This window comes from Leifsonia sp. PARNA 1/14 (assembly GCF_055720965.1).
Genome location: NZ_JBVQSP010000004.1, coordinates 189,833 through 210,761 on the forward strand (window position 1 = coordinate 189,833; position 20,929 = coordinate 210,761).

Here is a 20,929-nt window from a genome sequence, read left to right on the forward strand (position 1 = left end):
CCCCTTCGCATTCCCCACAGCACAGGAGAACTCCGTTGAGAAAGACCCCCCTGCTCGCCACGCTCGCGATCGGCATCGCCGCGGCCCTCACGCTCGCCGGCTGCTCCGGCGCGACGTCGTCGTCCTCGTCGGGCGCCGACGCGTCGATCGCCGTCGGCTCGCTCTACGAGCCCGTCAACCTCGACAACACCGCCGGCGGAGGCCAGGGCGTCACCGAGGCGCTCAACGGCAACGTCTACGAGGGCCTGTTCAAGCTCACCGACGCGGGCAAGGTCGAGCCGCTGCTGGCGACCAAGTACACGACCAGCTCCGACGGCCTGACCTACACCTTCACTCTGCGCGACGGGGTGAAGTTCCACTCCGGCAAGCCGCTCACCAGCGCTGCGGTCAAGACCAGCATCGAGCGGGTGCTCGCGGACGACTCGCAGTCCGCACGCAAGTCGCAGCTCGCCGTCATCTCGGGCATCCAGACCCCCGACGATAAGACTGTCGTGATCTCGCTGAAGTCCCGCTCCATCTCGCTGCCCTACAACCTGAGCTACGTGTGGATCTACGGCCCGGGAACGACGAACTACAAGACGGCGGAGGACGGCACCGGCCCGTACACGCTGGGCACCTGGAAGCGCGGCAGCTCGCTGAGCCTCGAGCGCTGGAGCGGTTACTGGGGCGACAAGGCGAAGAACAAGGAGGTCGTCTACGACTACTTCACCGACGCCAGCGCCCTCTCGAACGCCCTGCTCACCAACCAGGTCGACGTCGTCACCAGCATCCAGAGCCCGGACTCGCTGACCCAGTTCGAGGGTAACAAGAGCTACACGATCAGTAACGGCAAGTCGACGACCAAGGAGCTCCTGGCCTTCAACGACAAGGTCGCGCCGTTCGACAAGGCCGAGGTCCGCAAGGCCGTCTACTCCGCGATCGACACCAAGAAGCTGCTCAGTTCGATCTGGGGCAAGTACGGCACGCTCATCGGCTCGATGGTGCCGCCGAGCGACCCCTGGTACGAGGACCTCACCAAAGTGAACCCCTACGACGTCTCCCTCGCGAAGAAGGAGCTGGCCGAAGCGGGTTACCCGAACGGGTTCACGTTCACACTGGACACCCCGACCTACGACCCGCACCCCGCGGTCGCGGAGTTCCTCAAGACCGAGCTCGCCAAGGTCGGCGTCACGGTGAACATCAACTCGATCTCGGCCGACCAGTGGTACACGAAGGTCTTCAAGAACCACGACTTCGTCGCCACGCTGCAGGAGCATGTCAACGACCGCGACGTGGTCTGGTACGGAAATCCCGACTTCTACTGGGGCTACGACAACCCGCAGGTCACGACCTGGGTGAACGAGGCGGAACAGGCCTCCACCACGGCCGATCAGACGGCGAAACTCAAGCTCGTGAACGAGCAGATCGCCAAGGACGCCGCCAGCGCATGGCTGTACCTGTACCCGCAGATCGTCGTCGCGTCGAGCTCGGTGAGCGGTTACCCGGTGAACGGGCTCAACTCGCAGTTCTACGCGTACGACATCGTCAAGAAGTAATCCACAGCGCGCGGCTCGCCCGCGTTCTCCACTGATGCTCGGGGAGGCCACGAAACGGCCTCCCCGAGCATCTACGCTGAAAAGATCATGACCTCCTACCTCCTCCGCCGCACCGCGTTCCTCCTGGTGTCGCTGCTGCTCGCGATGGTGGTGCTCTTCTTCCTGCTGCGGGTGCTCCCGGGCGACCCGGCCAATGCGCTGCTGTCTGCCAGCGCGACGCCGGAGCAGATCAAGGCGGCGCAGGAGCAGGTCGGCAGCAATCTCCCGCTGCCCGAGCAGTTCGCGAACTGGTTCGGCTCGCTCCTCACGCTGAACCTGGGCCAGTCGTTCATCACCTCGCTGCCGGTGGGTCCCGAGATCGCGTCACGGCTGGCGGTCACCGTGCCGCTCACGCTGCTGTCGTTCGTGCTGGCGCTGGCGCTCGCACTCCCGATCGGCTTCGTCGCGGCGTGGAAGGCCGACCGCTGGTACGGACTCGTGCTCTCCGCGTTCTCGCAGCTCGGCATCGCCGTGCCGGTGTTCTGGGTGGGCATCCTGCTCGTCGACGCTTTCGCGATCGACCTGCGGTGGTTCCCGTCGGGAGGCTTCCCGCGTGACGACTGGGCCGATCCGGCCGCCGCGCTGCAGTCGCTGGCGCTGCCGGTCATCACCATCGCGATCGTGATGAGCGCGTCGATCGCGCGCTACGTCCGCAGCGCGACGCTCGATGTCATCGGCAGCGACTACCTCCGCAATGCGCGCGCTCTGGGCTCCGGGTTCGGCCGGGCGATGTGGAGGCACGGCCTGCGCAACGGCGCGGTCCCGATCATCTCCATCCTCGGCATCGAGCTCGCCACGACCTTCCTCGGCGCCGTCGTGGTCGAGAGCGTCTACACCCTGCCAGGGCTCGGCAGCATGCTGCTCACAGCGATCGAGCAGCACGACTATCCCGACATCCAGGGCATCCTGTTCGTCTCCACGCTGCTGGTGCTCATCGTCGGCTTCCTCGCCGACATCGCCCAGCGCATCATCGACCCGCGTCTGCGGCAGAGCATCTCGGGCAATCGATGAGCGCGGTGGTGGAGCAGGCCGCGCAGGCGGCGCCGGACCCGCGGGAGCGGGTGCGTCGGCGCGCGCGCCGGTCTGTCACGCTCGGCGTCGGACTGACGCTCGTCGGGTTGGTCGTGCTCGTCGCCGTCGTGTCGTTGGTGTGGCTTCCGTACGCGCAGGGCGACACCTCCGGCGGCCGGCTGCAGCCGCCCGGCGGTGGGCACTGGCTGGGCACCGACCGGTTCGGCCGCGACCTGACCACGCAGCTGATGATCGGCGCCCGGATCGCCCTGGCGGTCGGCGTCGGAGCCGTGGTGATCGGCGCGATCATCGGCATCACCATCGGGATGCTGGCCGCATTCGCCAGCCGATGGCTCGACGACACGATCTCGGCCATTCTCGACATCATCATCGCCTTCCCCGTGCTGCTGCTCGCGATGCTCATCGTCGCGGCGCAGGGCGCCTCGCTGGGAACGGCCATCCTCGCGATCGGCCTGGCGATGTCGGCCGTCGTCGCGCGCCTGACGCGCGTGCTTGCCAAGCGCGTGCTCGCTCAGCAATACGTCACCGCCGCCCGCACCTCCGGAACGTCGTGGGCCGGCGTCGTCGGCCGGCACGTCCTCCCGAACATCTGGCCGACGCTGGCCGTCAACCTCGCCCTCCAATTCGGCGTCGCGGTCCTCGCGGAGGCCAGCCTGTCGTACCTCGGCCTCGGTGCGCCGCCGCCGAACGCGTCGTGGGGCCGGCTGCTGCAGGAGGCCCAGGGCACCGTCGCCGTCGCACCGGTCGGCGCGATCGCTCCGGGCGTCGCGCTGGTCGTGCTCGTCGTCGGTGTGAATCTCGTGGCCGACGGCTTGCGCGACGTCGCCGACCCGACACGCAGGAGGTCGCGATGATCCTCGATGTGCAGGAGCTCGGCGTCACTGCGCGCGACGGTTCGCCGCTGGTCGAGGGCGTCTCGTTCCATCTCGTCGCCGGCGAGCGGTTGAGCCTGATCGGCGAATCGGGGTCGGGCAAGTCGCTCACTTCGTTCGCGATCACCGGCCTGCTTCCCGAGGGGCTCACGGCGACGGGGAGCGTCGAGCTCGCCGGCACCCAGGTCATCGGGGCCAAGGAGCGCTCGCTGGTTCCGCTGCGCGGTCGCACGGCCTCCACTGTCTTCCAGGAACCCCTGACGGCACTCGACCCGCTGATGCGGCTGGGCGCCCAGGTCGCGGAGCCGTTGCGTCGGCATCTCGGTCTGCGTGGCGCCGCCCTCCGCGAGGCGGTCCACGCCGCGCTCGACGAGGTGCGCCTGCCCGATCCCGAGCGGATCGCGCGCGCGTATCCTCATGAGATCTCGGGCGGCCAGCGTCAGCGCGTCGCGATCGCAGCCGCGCTCGCATGCCGCCCGCAACTCCTCATCGCCGACGAGCCGACCACCGCGCTCGACGTGACGGTGCAGGCCGACATCCTCGCGCTGCTCGACACGCTCGTCGCGGAGCGCGGCATGGCGCTGCTCTTCGTCAGCCACGACCTCGCGGTGGTGTCGAAGCTCACCGAGCGCGCGCTGGTGCTGCAGGGCGGCCGGGTCGTGGAAGAGAACACGATCGAGCGGATTCTGACCGCGCCCGCAGATCCTTACACTGCCGAGCTCGTCCGGAGCGCACGCGAGCTGGACGCCGCCCTGGAGGTGCCGTGACCGCCATCCTCGAACTCCGCGACGCGGGATTCCGCTACCGCGGTGCCGCGGCCTCCGCCCTCGACGGCGTCTCGTTCGCCGTCGAGCCGGGCCGCAGCGTCGGCCTGGTGGGGGAGTCCGGCGCGGGCAAGACCACCGTGCTCTCGCTGCTCCTCGGGCTGTCGTCGCCGACCTCCGGCGGCGTGTTCTTCGACGGTGCTCCGCTCGAGCGGCGCGACCTGGCCGTGATGCGCGCGTTCCGCCGCAGCGTGCAGACGGTCTTCCAAGACCCGTACTCGTCCCTCGACCCGCGGCAGAGCGTCGGCAGGATCGTCGGCGAACCGCTCGCCTCGCTCCGGATCGCCTCCGGGTCCGACGCCCGGGAGCGCGTCGCGGAGGCCCTCCGCGCGGTATCGCTCCCCGCGGATGCCGCAGGCCGATACCCGCACGAGTTCTCGGGCGGCCAGCGGCAGCGCATCGCGATCGCGCGCGCCATCGTCTCGCGTCCACGCGTGCTGCTGGCCGACGAGCCGGTGAGCGCACTCGACGTCACCACGCGCATCCAGATCATCGAGCTCCTCGGCCGGCTGGCGGAGGCCGAGGGGATGACGATCGTGATGGTCTCGCACGACCTCAGCGTCGTCGCGTCACTGTGCGAGCAGACGGTCGTGCTGCAGGGCGGCCGGGTCGTGGAGCAGGGACGCACGGCCGACGTGCTCGGAGCGCCGACCGACCCGTACACGCAGCGGCTGCTGGCGTCGGTTCCGCGGCTGCCGGCGTAGCGAGCCTCAGCTCCCGCCGGAGACGCCGCGCAGCAGCAGGTCCAGCGTGCGCGTAGAGGTGGGGGCGGGTCAGTCCAGGCCGAGCTTCTTCCGCAGCGATGCGACGTGGCCCGTCGCCTTCACGTTGTAGAGCGGCAGGCGCACGGTGCCGTCCGGGTTCAGGACGAACGTCGAGCGGATGACGCCGGTGACCGCCTTGCCGTAGAGCTTCTTCTCGCCGTACGCGCCGTAGGCGTTGTGGACCGCCAGATCCTCGTCGGACAGTAGCGGGAAGTTGAGGCGCTCCTGCTCCTGGAACTCCTTGTTCTTGGCGGGCGCGTCCTTGGAGATGCCGATGACCTTGTAGCCGCTGGACGCCAGCGAGTTGAGGTTGTCGCGGAAGTCGCACGCCTCGGTCGTGCAGCCGGGCGTCATCGCCGCCGGGTAGAAGTACACGATCACGTTGTCGCCGGCGAAGTCGGCGAGCGAGACGGGCGAGCCGTCCTGGTCGTCGAGCGTGAATGCGGGCGCGGGCTGTCCAGCCTCGAGTCGAACCTCAGTCATGCCTCCATTCTGCCTCCGAGCGCGCGGCTCCCTCGTCGAAGGGCACGTAAACGCCCTCAAAACCCGGTTTTAGGGGCGTTTACGTGCCCCTCGGCGACCGGCGGCAGGGTCAGGAGGTCAGGAGGCGAAAGTTGCGAGCAGGCGCTGCAGGGAGTCGAGGCGTGCGCGGCCGGTCTCGCCGAGCCGGCCTTCTTCGACGGCCTCGATGATCGCGCAGTCTGGAGCGTCGGGGAGGTGGGTGCACCCGCGCGGGCACTCCTCGGCGATCGCGGCGAGGTCGGTGAACGCCTTGAGGATGCTGGCGGTGTCCACGTGACCCAGCCCGAACGAGCGCACGCCGGGGGTATCGATGACCCAGCCGTGCTCCGCGCCGCTCTGCACACGCAGCGAGACGGTGGAGGACGACGTGTGCCGCCCGCGCCCGGTCACCTCGTTGACGTGACCGGTGGCACGCCGGGCGCCCGGCACGATCGCGTTGACCAGGGTGGATTTGCCGACGCCCGAATGACCGACCACGACGGTGTCGTGATCGATCAGCGCCGCCGTGATCTCCTCCACGGGGATGTGGTCTTCCCGGCTGGTGAAGACCGGCAGGTCGAGGCCGGCGAAGTTGTGGAGGAACGGCGCAGGGTCGGCGAGGTCGATCTTGGTGACGCAGAGCATCGGTTCGATGCCCGCGTCGTACGCGGCGACCAGATAGCGGTCGACGAGACGCGTGCGCGGCTCGGGATTGGCCGCGGCGACCACGATGAGCATCTGGTCGGCGTTGGCGACGATCACGCGCTCCACCTCGTCGGTGTCGTCCGCGCTGCGGCGGAGGAGGGTCGTCCGCGGCTCGATCCGCACGATGCGGGCGAGCGTGCCCTCGTCGCCCGTCGTGTCGCCGACCACCGCGACCCGGTCGCCGGTCACGATCGGCTTGCGCCGCAGTTCGCTGGCCCGGGCGGCGACGACCTGGCGCTCCTCTGCCGTGTCCTCGTCGAGCAGCACGGTGTAACGACCGCGGTCGACCCCGAGCACGCGCGCGATCTCGGCCTCCGCGTGCTCGGGCCGCTGCTTCGAGCGGGGCCGGTTGCCCTTGGGGTTGGGGCGGCTGCGGATGGTCGACTCGTCGTAGAGGTCGTACTCGTCGTCCTCGTCGTCGTCATCCGACCACCACGACATCTACGCCGCCGTGCCTTCGTCGAGCATGCGCGTCCACAGCTGCGGGAACTGCGGCAGCGTCTTGGCGGTCGTCGCGATGTTCTCGATCTCGACGCCGGGCACCACCAGGCCGACGATCGCGCCGGCGGTCGCCATCCGGTGGTCCTCGTAGCTGCGCCACACGCCGCCGTGCAGCGGGCGCGGCTCGATGCGGAGGCCGTCCTCCAGCTCGGTCACGGCGCCGCCCAGCCCGTTGAGCTCGGCCGCCAGTGCGGCGAGCCGGTCGGTCTCGTGGTGGCGGATGTGCCCGATGCCGGTGATCTCGCTCGGGCCGTCGGCCAGCGCCGCGATCGCCACGATCGCGGGCGCGAGTTCGCCGCCGGTGGTGAGGTCGAGCTGCACGGCCCGGATCCGCTCGGGGCCGGTGACGGTGAGCCGGTCGCCGTCGCGGGTCACTGTCGCACCGAACAACGGCAGCAGGTCGGCCAGGTCGGCGCCGACCTGGGTCGTGGAGGCGGGCCAGCCGGTGACGGTCACCGTGCCTCCTGTGACCACGGCCGCGGCCAGGAAGGGAGCGGCGTTCGAGAGGTCGGGCTCGATGTCGACCTCGCGCGCGCCGATGCTGCCGGGCGTCACGATCCAGTGGCCGACCTCCGGCGACTCGACAGTCACACCACGCTCGGCCAGTGCCGCGATGGTCATCTCGATGTGGGGGAGGCTCGGGAGGCGCTCGCCGGAGTGCGTCAGGTCGAGCCCCTCCTCGAAGTGGCTCGCCGAGAGCAGCAGGGCGCTGACGAACTGACTCGAGCTGGAGGCGTCGATCTCGATGGCGCCGCCGGTGACCGCGCCGGTTCCGTGCACGGTGAACGGGAGGGCGCCACGCCCGTCGTCGTTGACGTCGACGCCCAGCGCGCGCAGCGCGGCGATGATCGTGCCCATCGGCCGTCCGCGGGCGGAGTCGTCGGCGTCGAACATCGTCGGGCCGAGCGCGAGGCCGGCGAGCGGCGGGACGAAGCGCATGACCGTCCCGGCCTGGCCGCACTCGATCGTGGTGCTGCCGAGCAGCTCCTCCGCCGGCGTGATCAGGAGGTCGCTGCCGAACTCGCTGGCGCCCGGCTTCTCGACGATCGAGACGCCGAGCGCGCGCAGCGCCTCCACCATGTTGGCGGTGTCGCGCGAATGCAACGGCGCGCGAAGCAGCGAGGGGCCGTCGGCGAGCGCCGACAGCACGAGCTCGCGAGCGGTCAGCGACTTGGAGCCGGGCAGCGAGACGGAGGCCGTGACCGGCCCGACGGCGACCGGAGCGGGCCACAGCGTGTTCGGCTCGTCGACGCGGTTGTCGCCGTACGGATCGAAGTCCGGGGCGGAATATTTCGAGATCAGCATTGTTGTCAAGGGTATCCGTGATCGAGCCCGAAGGAAGGATCAGCACGTGCCCGCAGCGACCGCCGTCCTCGACGCACCGCGCACCCGCGCGCAGTCACCGTCGGCGACGTCGTCGGCCATCCGGCCCCATCGCCGGATCGCGCAGCGGCGGGCGCAACTAGACTGGCCCCTGATGAGCACCGAAACCGAGGACAAGGGCGCACTGTTCGAAGAGCAGGCGCTGCCCTTCATGGACCAGCTCTACGCGGCCGCCCTCCGCATGACCAGGAACCCGGCGGACGCGCAAGACCTGGTGCAGGAGACGTATGTCAAGGCGTACGCCGCGTTCGCCCAGTTCCAGCAGGGCACCAACCTGAAGGCCTGGCTCTACCGCATCCTCACGAACACGTTCATCAACACCTATCGCAAGAAGCAGCGCGAGCCGTATCAGGGAACGATCGACGAACTCGAGGACTGGCAGCTCGGAGGTGCGGAGTCGACCACCGCGTCCTCCAGCCGCTCGGCCGAGGCGGAGGCGATCGACCACCTGCCCGACAGCGCCGTCAAGGACGCGCTGCAGGCCATCCCGGAGGACTTCCGGCTGGCCGTCTACCTCGCCGATGTCGAGGGATTCTCCTACCAGGAGATCGCCGACATCATGAAGACCCCGATCGGCACCGTCATGAGCCGCCTCCACCGCGGGCGACGGATGCTGCGGGAGCTTCTGACCGACTACGCGCACGAGCGCGGGCTCTCGGCGGTCCAGAGCCCGGACGTGCAGACCACCAGGAGAACGAAATGACCGACTGCGGCTGCGAGAAGGCGAAGGCCGAACTCGAGGAGTACCTGCGCAACGAGCTCTGCAACGAGGATGCTGCGGACGTTCGCGAGCACCTCGCGAACTGCGACGGCTGCTCCAGCGAGGCGCACCTGAACGTCGTGCTCACCGAAGTCGTGCAGCGGGCGTGCAAGGAGACCGCGCCCGAGACGCTGCGCACTGAGGTGCTGCTGCGCATCCGGTCCTTCCAGGCGTCGGTGCACTGACCCCTCGAGCGTTCGGCGCGCTCAGGCGACGGAGCCGGGCACCTCGTGCACGAAGAACAGGCCGCCGAGGGGATCGGTGACCTGGGCGAATCGGCCGAACTCGCTGTCCCACGGGTCGCGCACCACGGTGCCGCCCAGTTCGACCACCCGACGCGCCGCGTCGGCCGCGCTGGTGACGCCGAAGTAGACGACCCAGTGCGAGGGCACCCCGGGAGGCAGCATCCCGTCGGCGTCGAACACGCCGCCGCTGGGGGCGTCGGGGTCGCCGAAGGTCTCGTACCGGAAGTCCGCGGTATCGCCGAGGACGGTCGTCGTCCAGCCGAAGACCCGCTTGTAGAACTCCACCTGGGCCGGGTAGTCACGCGCGTAGAGCTCGTGCCACGAGAGGCCTCCCACCTCGGCGACGAGCTCGAAGCCGCGATGCTGCTCGGGCTCCCAGAGGCCGAGGACCGCGCCTCCGGGGTCGGCAGCGACCGCAAGGCGGCCCTGGTCGCCCACCTGCATCGTGGGCGACAGGATGCGGCCGCCCGCGTTCGCGACGGCCTTCTCGCCGGCGTCCGCGTCCTCCACCAGCAGATAGGTGAGCCAGGCGTTGGGCTGTGCTCCCTCCATCGCCTCGCCCATCCCCGCGACGAGGCGTCCGTCGCGGCGGAACGTCACATAGCCGCCGTACTCTCCGCCGCCGGTCTCGGCCGTCCAGCCGAACAGCGAGGTGTAGAACTCCTCGGCACGCGGGAGGTCGGAGGCGGCGTAGTCCACCCAGCACGGCTCTCCGAGGCGGTGATTGGTCACGACGGTCATGGCCTCACGCTACGCCGCGGCCGGGGATTGCCGACAGTCCCGAGCGCTCCCTAGCCTGACGGCATGACCGAGCTGGCATCGTGGCGTCCGGGCCCGACGAGAGACGCGATCACCGGATTCGTCGAGGCCGTCGTGGACGGCTCGCGCGCCGTCCCCGTGCCCGAGCGCGTCGCCGTCTTCGACAACGACGGCACGCTGTGGACCGAGAAGCCGATGCCGACGCAGCTCGCGTACATCGTCGAGCAGTGGAGCGCCGCCGTCGCCGCCGACCCCGGCCTCGCCGCACAGCAGCCGTACACGGCGGTACGCGACGGCGACCTCGCCTGGCTGGGCCGCGCCGTCGACAAGCACTACCAGGGCGACGACAGCGACCTGCACACGCTGATCGGAGCACTGGTCCGCACGACGGCGGGGATGAGCGTGCACGACTACCACGCCTCGGTGGAGGCCTTCTACCGCGACGCCCAGCACCTCACGCTGCACCGGTCGTACGCGAACACGGTGTACCGGCCGATGGTCGAGCTCATCGACTACCTGGAGGCCAACGGCTTCAGCTGCTACATCGTCTCGGGAGGGGACCGTGACTTCATGCGGCCGATCAGCAGCGCCTACTACGGCATCCCGCCGGAGCGCGTGGTCGGCTCGGCCGTCGGCCTCGAGTACGACGCCGACACGAACGACGTCCGGTACGGCACCGCGTGGGACTTCTTCGACGACGGCCCTCAGAAGCCGATCCGGATCTGGACGCGCACCGGCCGCCGGCCCATCCTCGCGGCGGGCAACTCGAATGGCGATCTGCCGATGCTGCGCTTCCCGCGCCGACACGCGCTCTCGCTGAGTCTGCTGGTCCACCACGATGACGACGGCCGCGGCGACATCCCGTACGACACGGGAGCCGAGGAGGCGCTCGACGCCGTGGAGGCCGATGGGCTGACGGTGGTGAGCGTCCGCGACGACTGGAGCACGGTCTTCGTGGAGTGATCGGTCATGCCGGCCTCCCGTGCTCGCGTGCCGCCGACGTGCGCGGCAGCAGCAGTGCGGCGATCAGTCCGGTCGCACCGAGCACCGCGACGACGGCCATCGCCACCCCGTACGCCGCGCCGCCCGCGTCGATGTTGGCGACCAGGATGGTGCCGGCGATGGCCGTGCCGAAGGTCGATCCCAGGTTGGAGACGGAGCGGGACAGCCCTGAGATCTCGCCCTGGACGCTCTCCGGGAACGCCGACTGCACCACGTTCACCGACGGCGTCAGCATCAGCCCGAGGCCCGCACCGATCAGGAGCAGCCCGGGCACGAACGGCCAGCCTCCCGTGGTGCCCGCGGTCAGCCAGATGAGCAGCACGACTCCGGGCACGCAGAGCACGAAGCCGGTGATGATCAACGCGCGCTGCGAGAACCGGCGCGCCAGCCGTCCGGCCAGAAGGGAGGTCAGCAGGAGGCCGACTGTCGCCGCTGTGAAGATCACGCCGGTCTCGATCGCGTTGTAACCCCGCACGACCTGCAGATACGCCGACACGGTGAACGACGTTCCCATCAGTATCACCCACTGCAGGTTCTGCGTGATCAGCGCGAGGTTCGACACCCGGACGCGGAAGAGGGCCGTCGAGAGCAGCGGCGCCTTCCCGACACGTTCACGGCGGCGCACCCACAGGAAGAACCCGACGAGGATCGCCACGCCCGCGACGACCAGCACGATCATCAGCGGGACGCTCGTGTCGGCGGCGAGGATGCCCATCACCAGCACGAACAGCCCCAGGGCGGAGAGGACGGCGCCCACGATGTCGAACGGCCGCTTCGGGTCTGCAGGCACCGGGTCGGTCAGCGAACGACTCAGCAGCAGGATCACCGCGATCACGACGGCCTGGAACACGAATGCCGCCCGCCAGCTGATCCCGGTCGTGATGAGGCCTCCGATCAACGGTCCGGCGGCCGCTCCGACCCCGCCCATCCCGCTGATGATGCCGAACGCCACTGCGCGGGTCGGGATGTCGGGCAGATGGATCGTGGTGAGGATGTACACGGGAGGGATGAGCATCGCCGTCCCGACGCCCTCCAGCAGCGAGTTGCCGAGGATGACCGCCCACAGCCCTGGTGCGAACGCGGTGATGAGCGCTCCGACGCCGTAGACGACGAGGCCGATCACGAAGCTCCGCTTGCGCCCGATGTTGTCGGTCAGCTTGCCCATCGGGATCATCAGGGCGGCCATCGTCAGCAGGAACAGCGTGATGCTGAGCTGGATGCCCTCGACCGACGTGTCGAGGTCGTGCGACATGTCGTTGATCATCACGTTCATGTTCGATCCGGCGAAGCTGCAGATGAACTGCGCTAGCGCGAGCGGCGCGATGATGCGGCGGATGGTCGAACGCGATGCCTCAGCGGTGATTCCGGTCATGTCGGCTCCCGGCGGTCTGTTCCAGCGGGAGGGTACTGCGCGGCGCACGCCGACGGCAATGCTCGTCGCGCAGTCCTTGCCGCGGCCGAAAGACCGGCGTTAGGGTGCGGCCGTCCGGCCACGTCGCGCCGGCGCCGAAAGGAGAGGCAATGCCCGCTCAGTTCCGTGGCCGCATCGACCTGGATATCCGCGACTCCGTGCCGGACTGGGCCCCTTTCGAGCCGCCGAAGGCACCGGAGGGTGCGCCCAGCGTGATGATGATCGTGCTCGACGACGTCGGCTTCTCAGCCCTGAGCTGCTATGGCGGGCCCATCGAGACGCCGAACATCGACCGGCTCGCCGACTCCGGGGTCCGGTTCACGCAGTGGCACACGACCGCCCTCTGCTCACCTACCCGCGCGGCCCTCCTCACCGGTCGCAACCACACGCGCAACTCGATGGCCTGCATCACGGAGGCCGCGACGGGCTTCCCGAACGCCAGCGGCACCATCCCGCCCGAGAACGGCATGCTGTCCCAGATCCTCGGCGAGCAGGGCTGGAACACCTACGCTCTGGGCAAGTGGCACCTGTGCCCCTCGGATGAGATGAACCTGGCCTCCACCCGCCGCAACTGGCCGACCGGTCGCGGTTTCGAACGGTTCTACGGCTTCCTCGGGGCGGAGACCAACCAGTGGTACCCGGATCTCGTCTACGACAACCATCCCGTCGACCAGCCGTCGACGCCCGACGAGGGCTACCACCTGACCACCGACCTGACCGACAAGGCGATCGAGTTCATCGGCGACGCCAAGGCGCTGGCGCCCGACAAGCCGTTCTTCCTCTACTTCGCGCCGGGAGCGTGTCACGCGCCGCACCACGCTCCGCAGGAGTGGATCGAGAAGTTCCGCGGCCGGTTCGACGGCGGCTACGAGAAGATGCGCGAGGAGACCCTCCAGCGCCAGATCGCGCTCGGGCTCGTCCCCGAGGGCACCGTGCTCCCTCCGATCAACCCGATCGGCACCCCGGAGACCCGCACCGGCCCGGACGGGAAGCCGTTCCCCGCGCTCGACTACACCAAGCCGTGGGACACGCTGGGCGACGACGAGAAGCGCCTCTACGCCCGGATGGCCGAGGTCTACGCGGGCTTCCTCGCCCACGCCGACCACGAGATCGGCCGGCTGCTCGACTACCTCGAGGAGTCCAGGCACCTCGACGACACCCTCATCGTGCTGGTGTCCGACAACGGAGCGAGCGGCGAGGGCGGCCCGGACGGCTCGGTGAACGAGAACAAGTTCTTCAACGGCATCCCGGACAGCCTGGAGGAGAACCTCGCCATGATCGACGAGCTCGGCGGCACCGCCACCTACAACCACTACCCGACGGGGTGGGCGATGGCCTTCAACACCCCGTTCAAGATGTGGAAGCGCTACGACTACAACGGCGGGACGGCCGACCCGTGCATCCTGTCGTGGCCGAAGGTTCTCGGCCACGGCGGCGAACTGCGTCACCAGTACCACCATGCCGTCGACATCGTCCCGACCGTGCTCGACCTGCTCGGCGTGGAGGTGCCGGAGCAGATCGGCGGTCACGTGCAGTCCCGGATGGACGGCATCAGCATGCGATCGGCAGTCGCCGACGCGGACGCCCCGTCCGACCGTCATACGCAGTTCTATGCGATGATCGGCTCCCGGTCGATCTGGCACGACGGCTGGAAGGCGGTCTCGACGCACCCGGTGATCAGCGGGTGGAGCCATTTCAACGACGACACGTGGGAGCTGTACCACACCGACGTCGACCGGTCCGAGTCGCACGATCTCGCGGCCGAGAACCCCGACCGGGTGCGCGAGCTGGTCAACCTCTGGTTCGCCGAGGCCGGGGCCAACCAGGCCTTCCCGCTCGACGACCGGTCGGCGCTGGAGATCCTCCAGACGCCGCGACCGCAGCTCACCAGCCCGCGCAACCGGTACATCTATCGCGCAGGCGGCGCCGAGATCCCGGAGTCGCAGTCGGTGAACGTCCGCAACCGGTCGTACGTCATCGCCGCCCACGTCGACCTCCCGGATCCGGGAGCGGAGGGCGTCCTCTTCGCCCACGGCGCCCGGTTCGGAGGCCACGCCCTCTACCTGAACGACGGCCGCCTCCACTACGTCTACAACTTCGTCGGCAGCCTGGAGCAGAAGGTCGACGCCACGGAGGATGCGCCCACCGGTACCGACCTCATCCTCTCCGCCTCGTTCGACAAGGACGGCGAGGAGGCTCCGGGCGTCGCGACCGGCATCCTGAGCCTCTACCACGGCGAGCACAAGGTCGGCGAAGGCCGCATCAAGACCCAGCCGGGCATGTTCAGCCTCGCCGGCGAGGGGCTCTGCGTCGGCTACGACGGCGGGGAGCCGGTGACGGACGACTATCCGGGGGAGCGGCCGTACCGATTCCACGGCGGGACGCTGCACCGCATCGTCGTCGACGTCAGCGGCGAACCCTACGTGGACCTCGAGCGGGAGGCTGCGGCCATGCTCGCCCGGGAGTAGCGGCACCGTCGGACGCAGCGGCTACGGTGGCGGCATGGCCATCGACGACTTCCGTGTCCACGTGCCCGACGACGTCCTCGCCGATCTGCGCGGCCGGCTCACCCGCACCCGCTACCTGCGTTCTCCGCGGGCAGGCTGGGAGGGTGGTCTCGGCGGCGACGAGCTGCGCACCCTCGTCGACGGCTGGCTCGCGTTCGACTGGCGGGCGGAGGAGCGCCGGCTGAACGCGGTCGAGCAGCACACGGCCTCCGTCGGCGGCCACCGCGTGCACTTCGCGCGCGTGCGCGGAACCGGCGCCGGACCGCACACGCCGCTGCTGCTGCTCCACGGCTGGCCGAGCGCCTACGTCGAGTACCTGCCGCTCGCCGCGCTGCTCAGTGACGCGTTCGACGTCGTCATCCCCTCGCTGCCGGGCTTCGTGTTCTCGGAGGCGCTCGAGCCTCCTCTGACGCGGCGCGCGATCGCGGAGACGCTCCATGGGCTGATGACCGACGTGCTCGGGTTCGAGCGCTATGCGACCTTCGGAGGCGACATCGGTGGGGGAGCCTCCACCTGGCTCGGCGCCGACCGCCCGTCGAGCGTGGTCGGCCTCCAGCTGCTGAGCGCGCCGTTCCCCGCCGACGAGACCCCGCAGAGCGACCAGGAGCGCGACTACCTGGCCGCCCTCGACGCGTACGACCGCCTCGACGGCGGCTACAGCGAGATCATGCTGACGCGACCCGACACCATCGCGGCGGCACTGGCTGATTCGCCTGCCGGGCTGCTGGCGTGGATCGCCGACAAGTGGCACGACTGGGTCGACCATGAGAACGGCGGCTGGGAGCGGGTGCTCGACTCGGGCATCCTGTACTCGATCGCGACGCTGTACTGGGTGACCGACAGCATCGGCACGTCGTTTCAGCAGTACTACGACTACGAGAAGAACCCGCCTCGCCCGCCGATCACGGCGCCGTTGGGCGTGTACCTGGGCCGGGAGCCCGGGTTCGCGGGCTTCCCGCGTTCGCTGGCCGAGCGAGCAGCGCCCGGGCTGCGGGAGTTCGTGCTCGCCCCGGCGGGAGGTCACTTCGCGGGCTTCGAGCATCCTGAACTCGCGGCGGATGCGATCCGGCGGTTCCATTCGCGGTTGCGCGACGACTCCTGACGCGTCAGACCGTGGCCAGGAACGACGAGACGGTGTCGAGCGAGCCCGGCACGATGCGGTAGTACGCCCACGTTCCGCGCTTGCTCCGGCTCAAGTAGCCCGCATCGACGAGGATCTTGAGGTGGTGCGAGACGGTCGGCTGCGACAGGTCGAGCGGCTCCGTGAGGTCGCAGACGCAGGCCTCGCCGTCTTCGTGCGCAGCGATCATCGAGAGCAGGCGCAGGCGGGCCGGATCGGCCAGCGCCTTCATCGCCCGGGCGACCGAGGCGGCGTTCTCCTCGCTGATCACTTCTTTCGTGATCGGGGCGCAGCACGCCTGGAGGTCCCGCAGGGGGAGGAGCTCGATCGTCACGCATCGATTCTGAGCTATACATTGACAAACGTCAATGTATACGTTCACGCTTGCTTCATCGACATACGTCGATGAAGAAGGGAGAATCATCATGGGATGTTGCGAGACCGACGACTGCCAAGTGCTGCCCGACGGCTCCTGCTCGCCCGAGTGCTGCTGACACCGCTCGGGCCGTCGCTCTCGAGCGGCGGCCCGACCCCTTTCGATCTGGAGACCCGATGACCGACACCGCCACCCCGACCGTGCTCTTCGTCTGCGTGCACAACGCGGGCCGCTCGCAGATGGCCGCGGGCTACCTGCGCGAGCTCGCCGGAGGCCGCGTGGAGGTGCTCTCCGCCGGCTCCGAGCCCGCCGACCGGCTCAATCCGGTCGCCGTGCAGGCGATGGCAGAGGAGGGCATCGACATCGCGGGCAGCACCCCCGCGATCCTCACGACCGACGCGGTGCGCGAGTCCGATGTCGTCATCACGATGGGCTGCGGCGACACCTGCCCGATCTTCCCCGGCAAGCGCTACGAGGACTGGGACCTCACCGATCCGGCCGGTCGGCCGATCGAGGAGGTGCGGCCGATCCGCGACGACATCAAGCGGCGTGTGGAGGCCCTGCTCGCCGAGCTCGGCTGACTCACCGCCCGAAACGGCAGGAGCCCCGGTCCATGCGGACCGGGGCTCCTCGCGTTCGGAGCGCCTTACAGCGTGAGCGCCCGCTGGATCAGCACCGACTGCTCCTGCGCGTGACGCTTCGCCGAACCGGCTGCCGGCGATGCCGACGCCGGTCGCGAGATCACGCCGATCGGGCGCGGGCCCAGCTTGGAGGTCTCCAGGATGATGAACGGCCACGCACCCTGGTTCTCGGGCTCGTCCTGCGTCCACACCAGCTCGGCGTTGGGGTAGGAGTCGGCCACGGCCTTCAGCTCCGCGCCGGGGAGCGGGTAGAACTGCTCGACGCGCACCAGGGCGATCTCGGGGTTCGGGTTCTTCTCCAGCTCGTTCACGAGGTCGTGGTAGAGCTTGCCCGCCATGAACAGCACCCGCTTGACGGCGGCCTTGTCGGTGATCCGGGCGTCGTCGATGACCGGCTCGAACTTGCCGTTCGTGAAGTCGGCGACGTCGCTGGAGGCGCCGCGCAGCCGCAGCATCGCCTTCGGCGTGAAGACCACCAGCGGGCGGCGGGGCCGCGCGTACGCCTGGCGGCGCAGCAGGTGGAAGTACGACGCCGGCGTCGACGGGCGCGCGACGGTCATGTTGTTCTCGGCGCACAGCTGCAGGTAGCGCTCGATGCGAGCACTGGAGTGGTCCGGTCCCTGGCCCTCGTAGCCGTGCGGGAGGAGCAGGACGAGCGACGAGCGCTGGCCCCACTTCTGCTCGGCCGACGAGATGAACTCGTCGATGATGATCTGCGCCCCGTTGGCGAAGTCGCCGAACTGCGCCTCCCACAGCACCAGGGCGTCGGGCCGCTCGACCGAGTAGCCGTACTCGAAGCCCATGGCCGCGTACTCGCTCAGCAGCGAGTCGTAGATCCAGAACTTCGCCTGGTTGTCGCTGAGGTTCGCCAGCGGCAGCCACTCCTGGCCGTTCGCGCGATCGTGGAGCACCGCGTGGCGCTGCACGAACGTGCCGCGGCGGGCGTCCTGGCCGGCGAGGCGCACGGGGGTGCCCTCCAGCAACACGGAGCCGAGCGCGAGCAGCTCGCCGAAGCCCCAGTCGATGCCGCCGTTGCGGCTCATGTCGCTGCGCTTGTTGAGCAGCTGCTGCAGCTTGGGGTGCACAGTGAAGCCGGCGGGCGGGTTGTTGAACGCGTCACCGATGAGCTGGATGACCTGCTCGCTCACCGCCGTCGTCTCCGGCTCGCCGACGTTGTCGTTGTCGTCCTGCTGCGCGATCGGATGCTCGATGTCGGCGGTGGCCTCGCCCTGCGTGATGACCGGGGTCGAGTGGGTCTGGGCGGCGTGCGTCTCCATGAAGGCCCGCTCCAAGCGGTCCTGGAAGTCGGCGTGCGCGGCCTCGTACTCCTCCTCGGTGATGTCACCGCGGCCGACGAGGGCCTCGGTGTACAGGCGGCGCACGGAGCGCTTGGCCTCGATGAGGTTGTACATGAGCGGCTGGGTCATCGAGGGGTCGTCGCCCTCGTTGTGACCGCGGCGGCGGTAGGCGACGAGGTCGACGACGACGTCGCGCTTGAACTCCTGGCGGTATTCGAAGGCGAGCTGCGCCACGCGCACCACGGCCTCCGGGTCGTCGCCGTTCACGTGGAAGATCGGCGCCTGGATGGTCTTCGCAACATCGGTCGAGTAGACCGACGAACGGCCCTCGGCCGGAGGCGTGGTGAAGCCGACCTGGTTGTTGATGTTGACGTGGATGGTGCCGCCGGTGCGGTACGCCCGCAGTTGCGACATCTGCATCTGCTCGACCACGATGCCCTGGCCCGCCATTGCGGCGTCGCCGTGGATGAGGATCGGCAGCGTGAGGAAGGTTCCCGCCGGGCGGCGGTCCTGCTTGGCGCGGACGATGCCCTCCAGGACCCCGTCCACGGCCTCCAGGTGCGAAGGGTTCGCGGCGAGGTAGACGGCGATCTCCGCACCGTCTGCGCCCGTGAAGGTGCCTTCGGTGCCGAGGTGGTACTTGACGTCGCCGGAGCCCTGCACGGTGCGCGGGTCCTGAGTGCCCTCGAACTCGCGGAAGATCTGACCGTAGGTCTTGCCCGCGATGTTGGTGAGCACGTTCAGGCGGCCGCGGTGGGCCATGCCGATCGCGGCCTCGTCGAGGCCGGCCTCTGCAGCGCCCTGCAGGATGGTGTCGAGCAGGGCGATGGTGGACTCGCCGCCTTCGAGGCTGAAGCGCTTCTGGCCGACGTACTTGGTCTGCAGGAAGGTCTCGAACGCCTCCGCCTCATTGAGCTTGCCCATGATGCGCAGCTGCTCGTCGTGGCCCGGCTTCTCGTAGGGACGCTCCAGCTTGTCCTGGAACCACTTGCGCTGGGCCGGGTCCTGGATGTGCATGTACTCGATGCCGACCGTGCGGCAGTACGAGTCGCGGAGCACGCCGAGGATGTCGCGCAGCTTCATGGTGCGCTTGTCGCCGCCGAATGCGCCGGTGACGAACTCGCGGTCGAGGTCCCAGAACGTGAGGCCGTGGTTCTCGATCTCGAGGTCGGGGTGGCTGCGCTGCACGTACTCCAGCGGGTCGATGTCGGCCATCAGATGGCCGCGCACGCGGAAGGAGTTGATGAGCTCCTGCACGCGGGCGGTCTTGTCGACGGCGCTCGCCAGGTCGACCGAGATGTCCGGATTCCAGTGGATCGGCACGTACGGGATGCGCAGCTCGGCGAAGATGTCCTCGTAGAAGTTGCGCTTGCCGATGAGCAGCTCGTGGACGATCTTGAGGAATTCGCCCGACCCTGCGCCCTGGATGACGCGGTGGTCGTAGGTGCTGGTCAGCGTGATCGTCTTGCCGATCGCGAGTCCGGCGAGGGTCTTCTCGCTGGAGCCCTGGAATTCGGCGGGGTATTCGAGGGCGCCTGCGCCGATGATCGCGCCCTGGCCCTTCATCAGGCGCGGGACCGAGTGCACGGTGCCGATGCCGCCCGGGTTGGTCAGCGAGATCGTGGTGCCGGCGAAATCGCCGGCGGTGAGCTTGTTGTTGCGCGCCTTGGAGACGAGGTCTTCGTAGGCGGCGAGGTACTCGCCGAAGCTCATGGTGTCGGCTCGCTTGATGCTCGGCACCAGGAGGGCGCGCGTGCCGTCGGGCTTGGGCAGGTCGATCGCGATGCCGAGGTTGATGTGCGCGGGGGCGACGACGGACGGCTTGCCGTCGACCTCTTCGTAGAAGACGTTCTGGCTCGGGAAGTCTTTGAGCGCCTGGATCAGCGCCCAGCCGATCAGGTGGGTGAACGACACCTTGCCGCCGCGGGCGCGCTTGAGGTGGTTGTTGATGACGATGCGGTTGTCGATCATCAGTTTGGCCGGCACGGTGCGGACGCTGGTCGCGGTGGGCACGCTGAGCGAGGCGTCCATGTTGGTCGCCAGCGACTTGGACATGCCGCGCAGCGGAGTGACCTTGTCCTCTTCGGCCGCTTCGAGGGCGGCGTTGGGGGAGGTGACCGGGGCGTCCGCCGGGACAGGCTGCGGCTTGGGCGCGATCGACGTGGTCCGTGCCGCCGGCTGCGAGCCGATGATCGGGATGGGCGTGGTGACCGGGCGGGGCTCGGAGGGCGCGGCCGACCCGGCCGGCGCCGCGGGCGGCTGCGGAGCACCGGGGGCCGGGGCGGGCGTGGGAGCCGGTTCGGCGGGAGGGGTCGGGACGGTCGGCTCGCTGGGCGCGGGGACCGTCGGCTCGCTCGGGGTCGGGACGCCCGGCTCGGCCGGTGTCGGAGCGGGGGTCTCGCTCGGGGTCGACGCCTCGTCGTCCTTCACGGTCGGCTTGTAGCTCTCCAGGATCGGCCACCAGGACTTGTCGACCGAGTTCCTGTCGTGGACGAACTGTTCGTACAGCTCGTCGACGAGCCACTCATTGGCTCCGAATTCGCCCGACGATCCGTCGTCGGTTCCCACACCGGTCAATTGGCTCGACACAGCCGATCGCCCACTCTCTCCGTTGATTTCGTTCCGATCGGGGGTCCGTCGACCGCCCGTTCCAT

At 69.2% G+C, this 20,929-nt stretch carries 18 protein-coding genes; 11 read left to right on the plus strand and 7 right to left on the minus strand.

The window, feature by feature from the left end; genetic code table 11:
- The first annotated feature begins 35 nt into the window (after nt 1-35).
- The 5 genes from AC0HS0_RS12495 to AC0HS0_RS12515 all read left to right on the plus strand — a co-directional run bounded on the left by AC0HS0_RS12495 (nt 36) and on the right by AC0HS0_RS12515 (nt 5,006).
- Nucleotides 36-1,535, plus strand: a complete 1,500-nt coding sequence (locus AC0HS0_RS12495) for an ABC transporter substrate-binding protein (protein WP_472964343.1) — start codon at nt 36-38, stop codon at nt 1,533-1,535.
- Between the two features lie 87 nt (nt 1,536-1,622).
- Nucleotides 1,623-2,585, plus strand: coding sequence for an ABC transporter permease (locus AC0HS0_RS12500; protein ID WP_472964344.1), 963 nt, complete (start codon nt 1,623-1,625; stop codon nt 2,583-2,585).
- Complete coding sequence (locus tag AC0HS0_RS12505) at nt 2,582-3,460, plus strand: ABC transporter permease (RefSeq protein ID WP_472964345.1); 879 nt, start codon at nt 2,582-2,584, stop codon at nt 3,458-3,460. The genes AC0HS0_RS12500 and AC0HS0_RS12505 overlap by 4 nt, the downstream gene beginning before the upstream one ends.
- Nucleotides 3,457-4,245, plus strand: a complete 789-nt coding sequence (locus AC0HS0_RS12510; RefSeq protein ID WP_472964346.1) for an ATP-binding cassette domain-containing protein — start codon at nt 3,457-3,459, stop codon at nt 4,243-4,245. Before AC0HS0_RS12505 ends, AC0HS0_RS12510 begins: the two co-directional genes overlap by 4 nt.
- Complete coding sequence (locus AC0HS0_RS12515) at nt 4,242-5,006, plus strand: ABC transporter ATP-binding protein (protein ID WP_472964347.1); 765 nt, start codon at nt 4,242-4,244, stop codon at nt 5,004-5,006. The genes AC0HS0_RS12510 and AC0HS0_RS12515 overlap by 4 nt, the downstream gene beginning before the upstream one ends.
- A gap of 69 nt (nt 5,007-5,075) precedes the next feature.
- Here AC0HS0_RS12515 and bcp read toward each other — a convergent pair whose 3' ends face one another.
- From bcp to aroA, 3 genes are all read right to left on the minus strand, one after another.
- Nucleotides 5,076-5,549 (minus strand): thioredoxin-dependent thiol peroxidase, encoded by a 474-nt coding sequence (bcp, locus tag AC0HS0_RS12520; protein ID WP_472964348.1) that lies wholly within the window; start codon nt 5,547-5,549, stop codon nt 5,076-5,078.
- A 117-nt stretch (nt 5,550-5,666) separates the two neighbouring features.
- A complete protein-coding gene (gene rsgA, locus AC0HS0_RS12525) occupies nt 5,667-6,713 on the minus strand; it encodes a ribosome small subunit-dependent GTPase A (RefSeq protein ID WP_472964349.1) in 1,047 nt (348 codons plus the stop codon).
- Entirely contained in the window at nt 6,714-8,078 is a 1,365-nt protein-coding gene (aroA, locus tag AC0HS0_RS12530) for a 3-phosphoshikimate 1-carboxyvinyltransferase (RefSeq protein WP_472964350.1), read from the minus strand. It abuts the gene before it with no gap.
- A 172-nt stretch (nt 8,079-8,250) separates the two neighbouring features.
- Between aroA and AC0HS0_RS12535 the strand changes: the two genes are divergently transcribed.
- Both AC0HS0_RS12535 and AC0HS0_RS12540 read left to right on the plus strand, forming a co-directional pair.
- Nucleotides 8,251-8,859 carry a sigma-70 family RNA polymerase sigma factor gene (locus AC0HS0_RS12535; RefSeq protein ID WP_200935271.1) on the plus strand — a complete coding sequence of 203 codons (609 nt, stop codon included), beginning with the start codon at nt 8,251-8,253 and terminating at the stop codon, nt 8,857-8,859.
- Entirely contained in the window at nt 8,856-9,101 is a 246-nt protein-coding gene (locus tag AC0HS0_RS12540) for a zf-HC2 domain-containing protein (RefSeq protein ID WP_179607524.1), read from the plus strand. Before AC0HS0_RS12535 ends, AC0HS0_RS12540 begins: the two co-directional genes overlap by 4 nt.
- A gap of 21 nt (nt 9,102-9,122) precedes the next feature.
- Here AC0HS0_RS12540 and AC0HS0_RS12545 read toward each other — a convergent pair whose 3' ends face one another.
- A complete protein-coding gene (locus AC0HS0_RS12545; RefSeq protein WP_472964351.1) occupies nt 9,123-9,902 on the minus strand; it encodes a VOC family protein in 780 nt (259 codons plus the stop codon).
- A gap of 63 nt (nt 9,903-9,965) precedes the next feature.
- Between AC0HS0_RS12545 and AC0HS0_RS12550 the strand changes: the two genes are divergently transcribed.
- Complete coding sequence (locus tag AC0HS0_RS12550) at nt 9,966-10,883, plus strand: HAD family hydrolase (protein WP_472964352.1); 918 nt, start codon at nt 9,966-9,968, stop codon at nt 10,881-10,883.
- Nucleotides 10,884-10,887: 4 nt separating this feature from the next.
- On the opposite strand, the gene AC0HS0_RS12555 is transcribed toward AC0HS0_RS12550, so the two are convergent.
- A complete protein-coding gene (locus AC0HS0_RS12555) occupies nt 10,888-12,294 on the minus strand; it encodes an MFS transporter (RefSeq protein ID WP_472964353.1) in 1,407 nt (468 codons plus the stop codon).
- Nucleotides 12,295-12,443: 149 nt separating this feature from the next.
- Between AC0HS0_RS12555 and AC0HS0_RS12560 the strand changes: the two genes are divergently transcribed.
- Together AC0HS0_RS12560 and AC0HS0_RS12565 are read left to right on the plus strand one after the other, a co-directional pair.
- Nucleotides 12,444-14,801, plus strand: coding sequence for an arylsulfatase (locus tag AC0HS0_RS12560; protein WP_472964354.1), 2,358 nt, complete (start codon nt 12,444-12,446; stop codon nt 14,799-14,801).
- Nucleotides 14,802-14,835: 34 nt separating this feature from the next.
- Complete coding sequence (locus AC0HS0_RS12565; protein WP_472964355.1) at nt 14,836-15,942, plus strand: epoxide hydrolase family protein; 1,107 nt, start codon at nt 14,836-14,838, stop codon at nt 15,940-15,942.
- 4 nt (nt 15,943-15,946) lie between these two features.
- Here the strand turns inward: AC0HS0_RS12565 and AC0HS0_RS12570 are convergent, their stop codons facing one another.
- On the minus strand, nt 15,947-16,294 hold the full coding sequence (locus AC0HS0_RS12570; RefSeq protein WP_472964356.1) for an ArsR/SmtB family transcription factor: 348 nt from the start codon (nt 16,292-16,294) through the stop codon (nt 15,947-15,949).
- Between the two features lie 218 nt (nt 16,295-16,512).
- Between AC0HS0_RS12570 and AC0HS0_RS12575 the strand changes: the two genes are divergently transcribed.
- Nucleotides 16,513-16,917, plus strand: a complete 405-nt coding sequence (locus AC0HS0_RS12575) for an arsenate reductase ArsC (protein WP_472964357.1) — start codon at nt 16,513-16,515, stop codon at nt 16,915-16,917.
- Nucleotides 16,918-16,982: 65 nt separating this feature from the next.
- Here AC0HS0_RS12575 and AC0HS0_RS12580 read toward each other — a convergent pair whose 3' ends face one another.
- Nucleotides 16,983-20,864, minus strand: a complete 3,882-nt coding sequence (locus tag AC0HS0_RS12580; RefSeq protein WP_472964358.1) for a multifunctional oxoglutarate decarboxylase/oxoglutarate dehydrogenase thiamine pyrophosphate-binding subunit/dihydrolipoyllysine-residue succinyltransferase subunit — start codon at nt 20,862-20,864, stop codon at nt 16,983-16,985.
- Between the last annotated feature and the right edge of the window lie 65 nt (nt 20,865-20,929).

What these genes read in the sequence shown, in the direction of transcription:
- AC0HS0_RS12500 (WP_472964344.1), top strand. Translation starts at nt 1,623, where the DNA reads ATGACCTCCTACCTCCTCCGCCGCACCGCGTTCCTCCTGGTGTCGCTG.
- AC0HS0_RS12505 (WP_472964345.1), top strand. Translation starts at nt 2,582, where the DNA reads ATGAGCGCGGTGGTGGAGCAGGCCGCGCAGGCGGCGCCGGACCCGCGG.
- AC0HS0_RS12510 (WP_472964346.1), top strand. Translation starts at nt 3,457, where the DNA reads ATGATCCTCGATGTGCAGGAGCTCGGCGTCACTGCGCGCGACGGTTCG.
- bcp (WP_472964348.1), bottom strand. Translation starts at nt 5,549, where the DNA reads ATGACTGAGGTTCGACTCGAGGCTGGACAGCCCGCGCCCGCATTCACG.
- rsgA (WP_472964349.1), bottom strand. Translation starts at nt 6,713, where the DNA reads ATGTCGTGGTGGTCGGATGACGACGACGAGGACGACGAGTACGACCTC.
- aroA (WP_472964350.1), bottom strand. Translation starts at nt 8,078, where the DNA reads ATGCTGATCTCGAAATATTCCGCCCCGGACTTCGATCCGTACGGCGAC.
- AC0HS0_RS12535 (WP_200935271.1), top strand. Translation starts at nt 8,251, where the DNA reads ATGAGCACCGAAACCGAGGACAAGGGCGCACTGTTCGAAGAGCAGGCG.
- AC0HS0_RS12540 (WP_179607524.1), top strand. Translation starts at nt 8,856, where the DNA reads ATGACCGACTGCGGCTGCGAGAAGGCGAAGGCCGAACTCGAGGAGTAC.
- AC0HS0_RS12545 (WP_472964351.1), bottom strand. Translation starts at nt 9,902, where the DNA reads ATGACCGTCGTGACCAATCACCGCCTCGGAGAGCCGTGCTGGGTGGAC.
- AC0HS0_RS12550 (WP_472964352.1), top strand. Translation starts at nt 9,966, where the DNA reads ATGACCGAGCTGGCATCGTGGCGTCCGGGCCCGACGAGAGACGCGATC.
- AC0HS0_RS12555 (WP_472964353.1), bottom strand. Translation starts at nt 12,294, where the DNA reads ATGACCGGAATCACCGCTGAGGCATCGCGTTCGACCATCCGCCGCATC.
- AC0HS0_RS12560 (WP_472964354.1), top strand. Translation starts at nt 12,444, where the DNA reads ATGCCCGCTCAGTTCCGTGGCCGCATCGACCTGGATATCCGCGACTCC.
- AC0HS0_RS12565 (WP_472964355.1), top strand. Translation starts at nt 14,836, where the DNA reads ATGGCCATCGACGACTTCCGTGTCCACGTGCCCGACGACGTCCTCGCC.
- AC0HS0_RS12575 (WP_472964357.1), top strand. Translation starts at nt 16,513, where the DNA reads ATGACCGACACCGCCACCCCGACCGTGCTCTTCGTCTGCGTGCACAAC.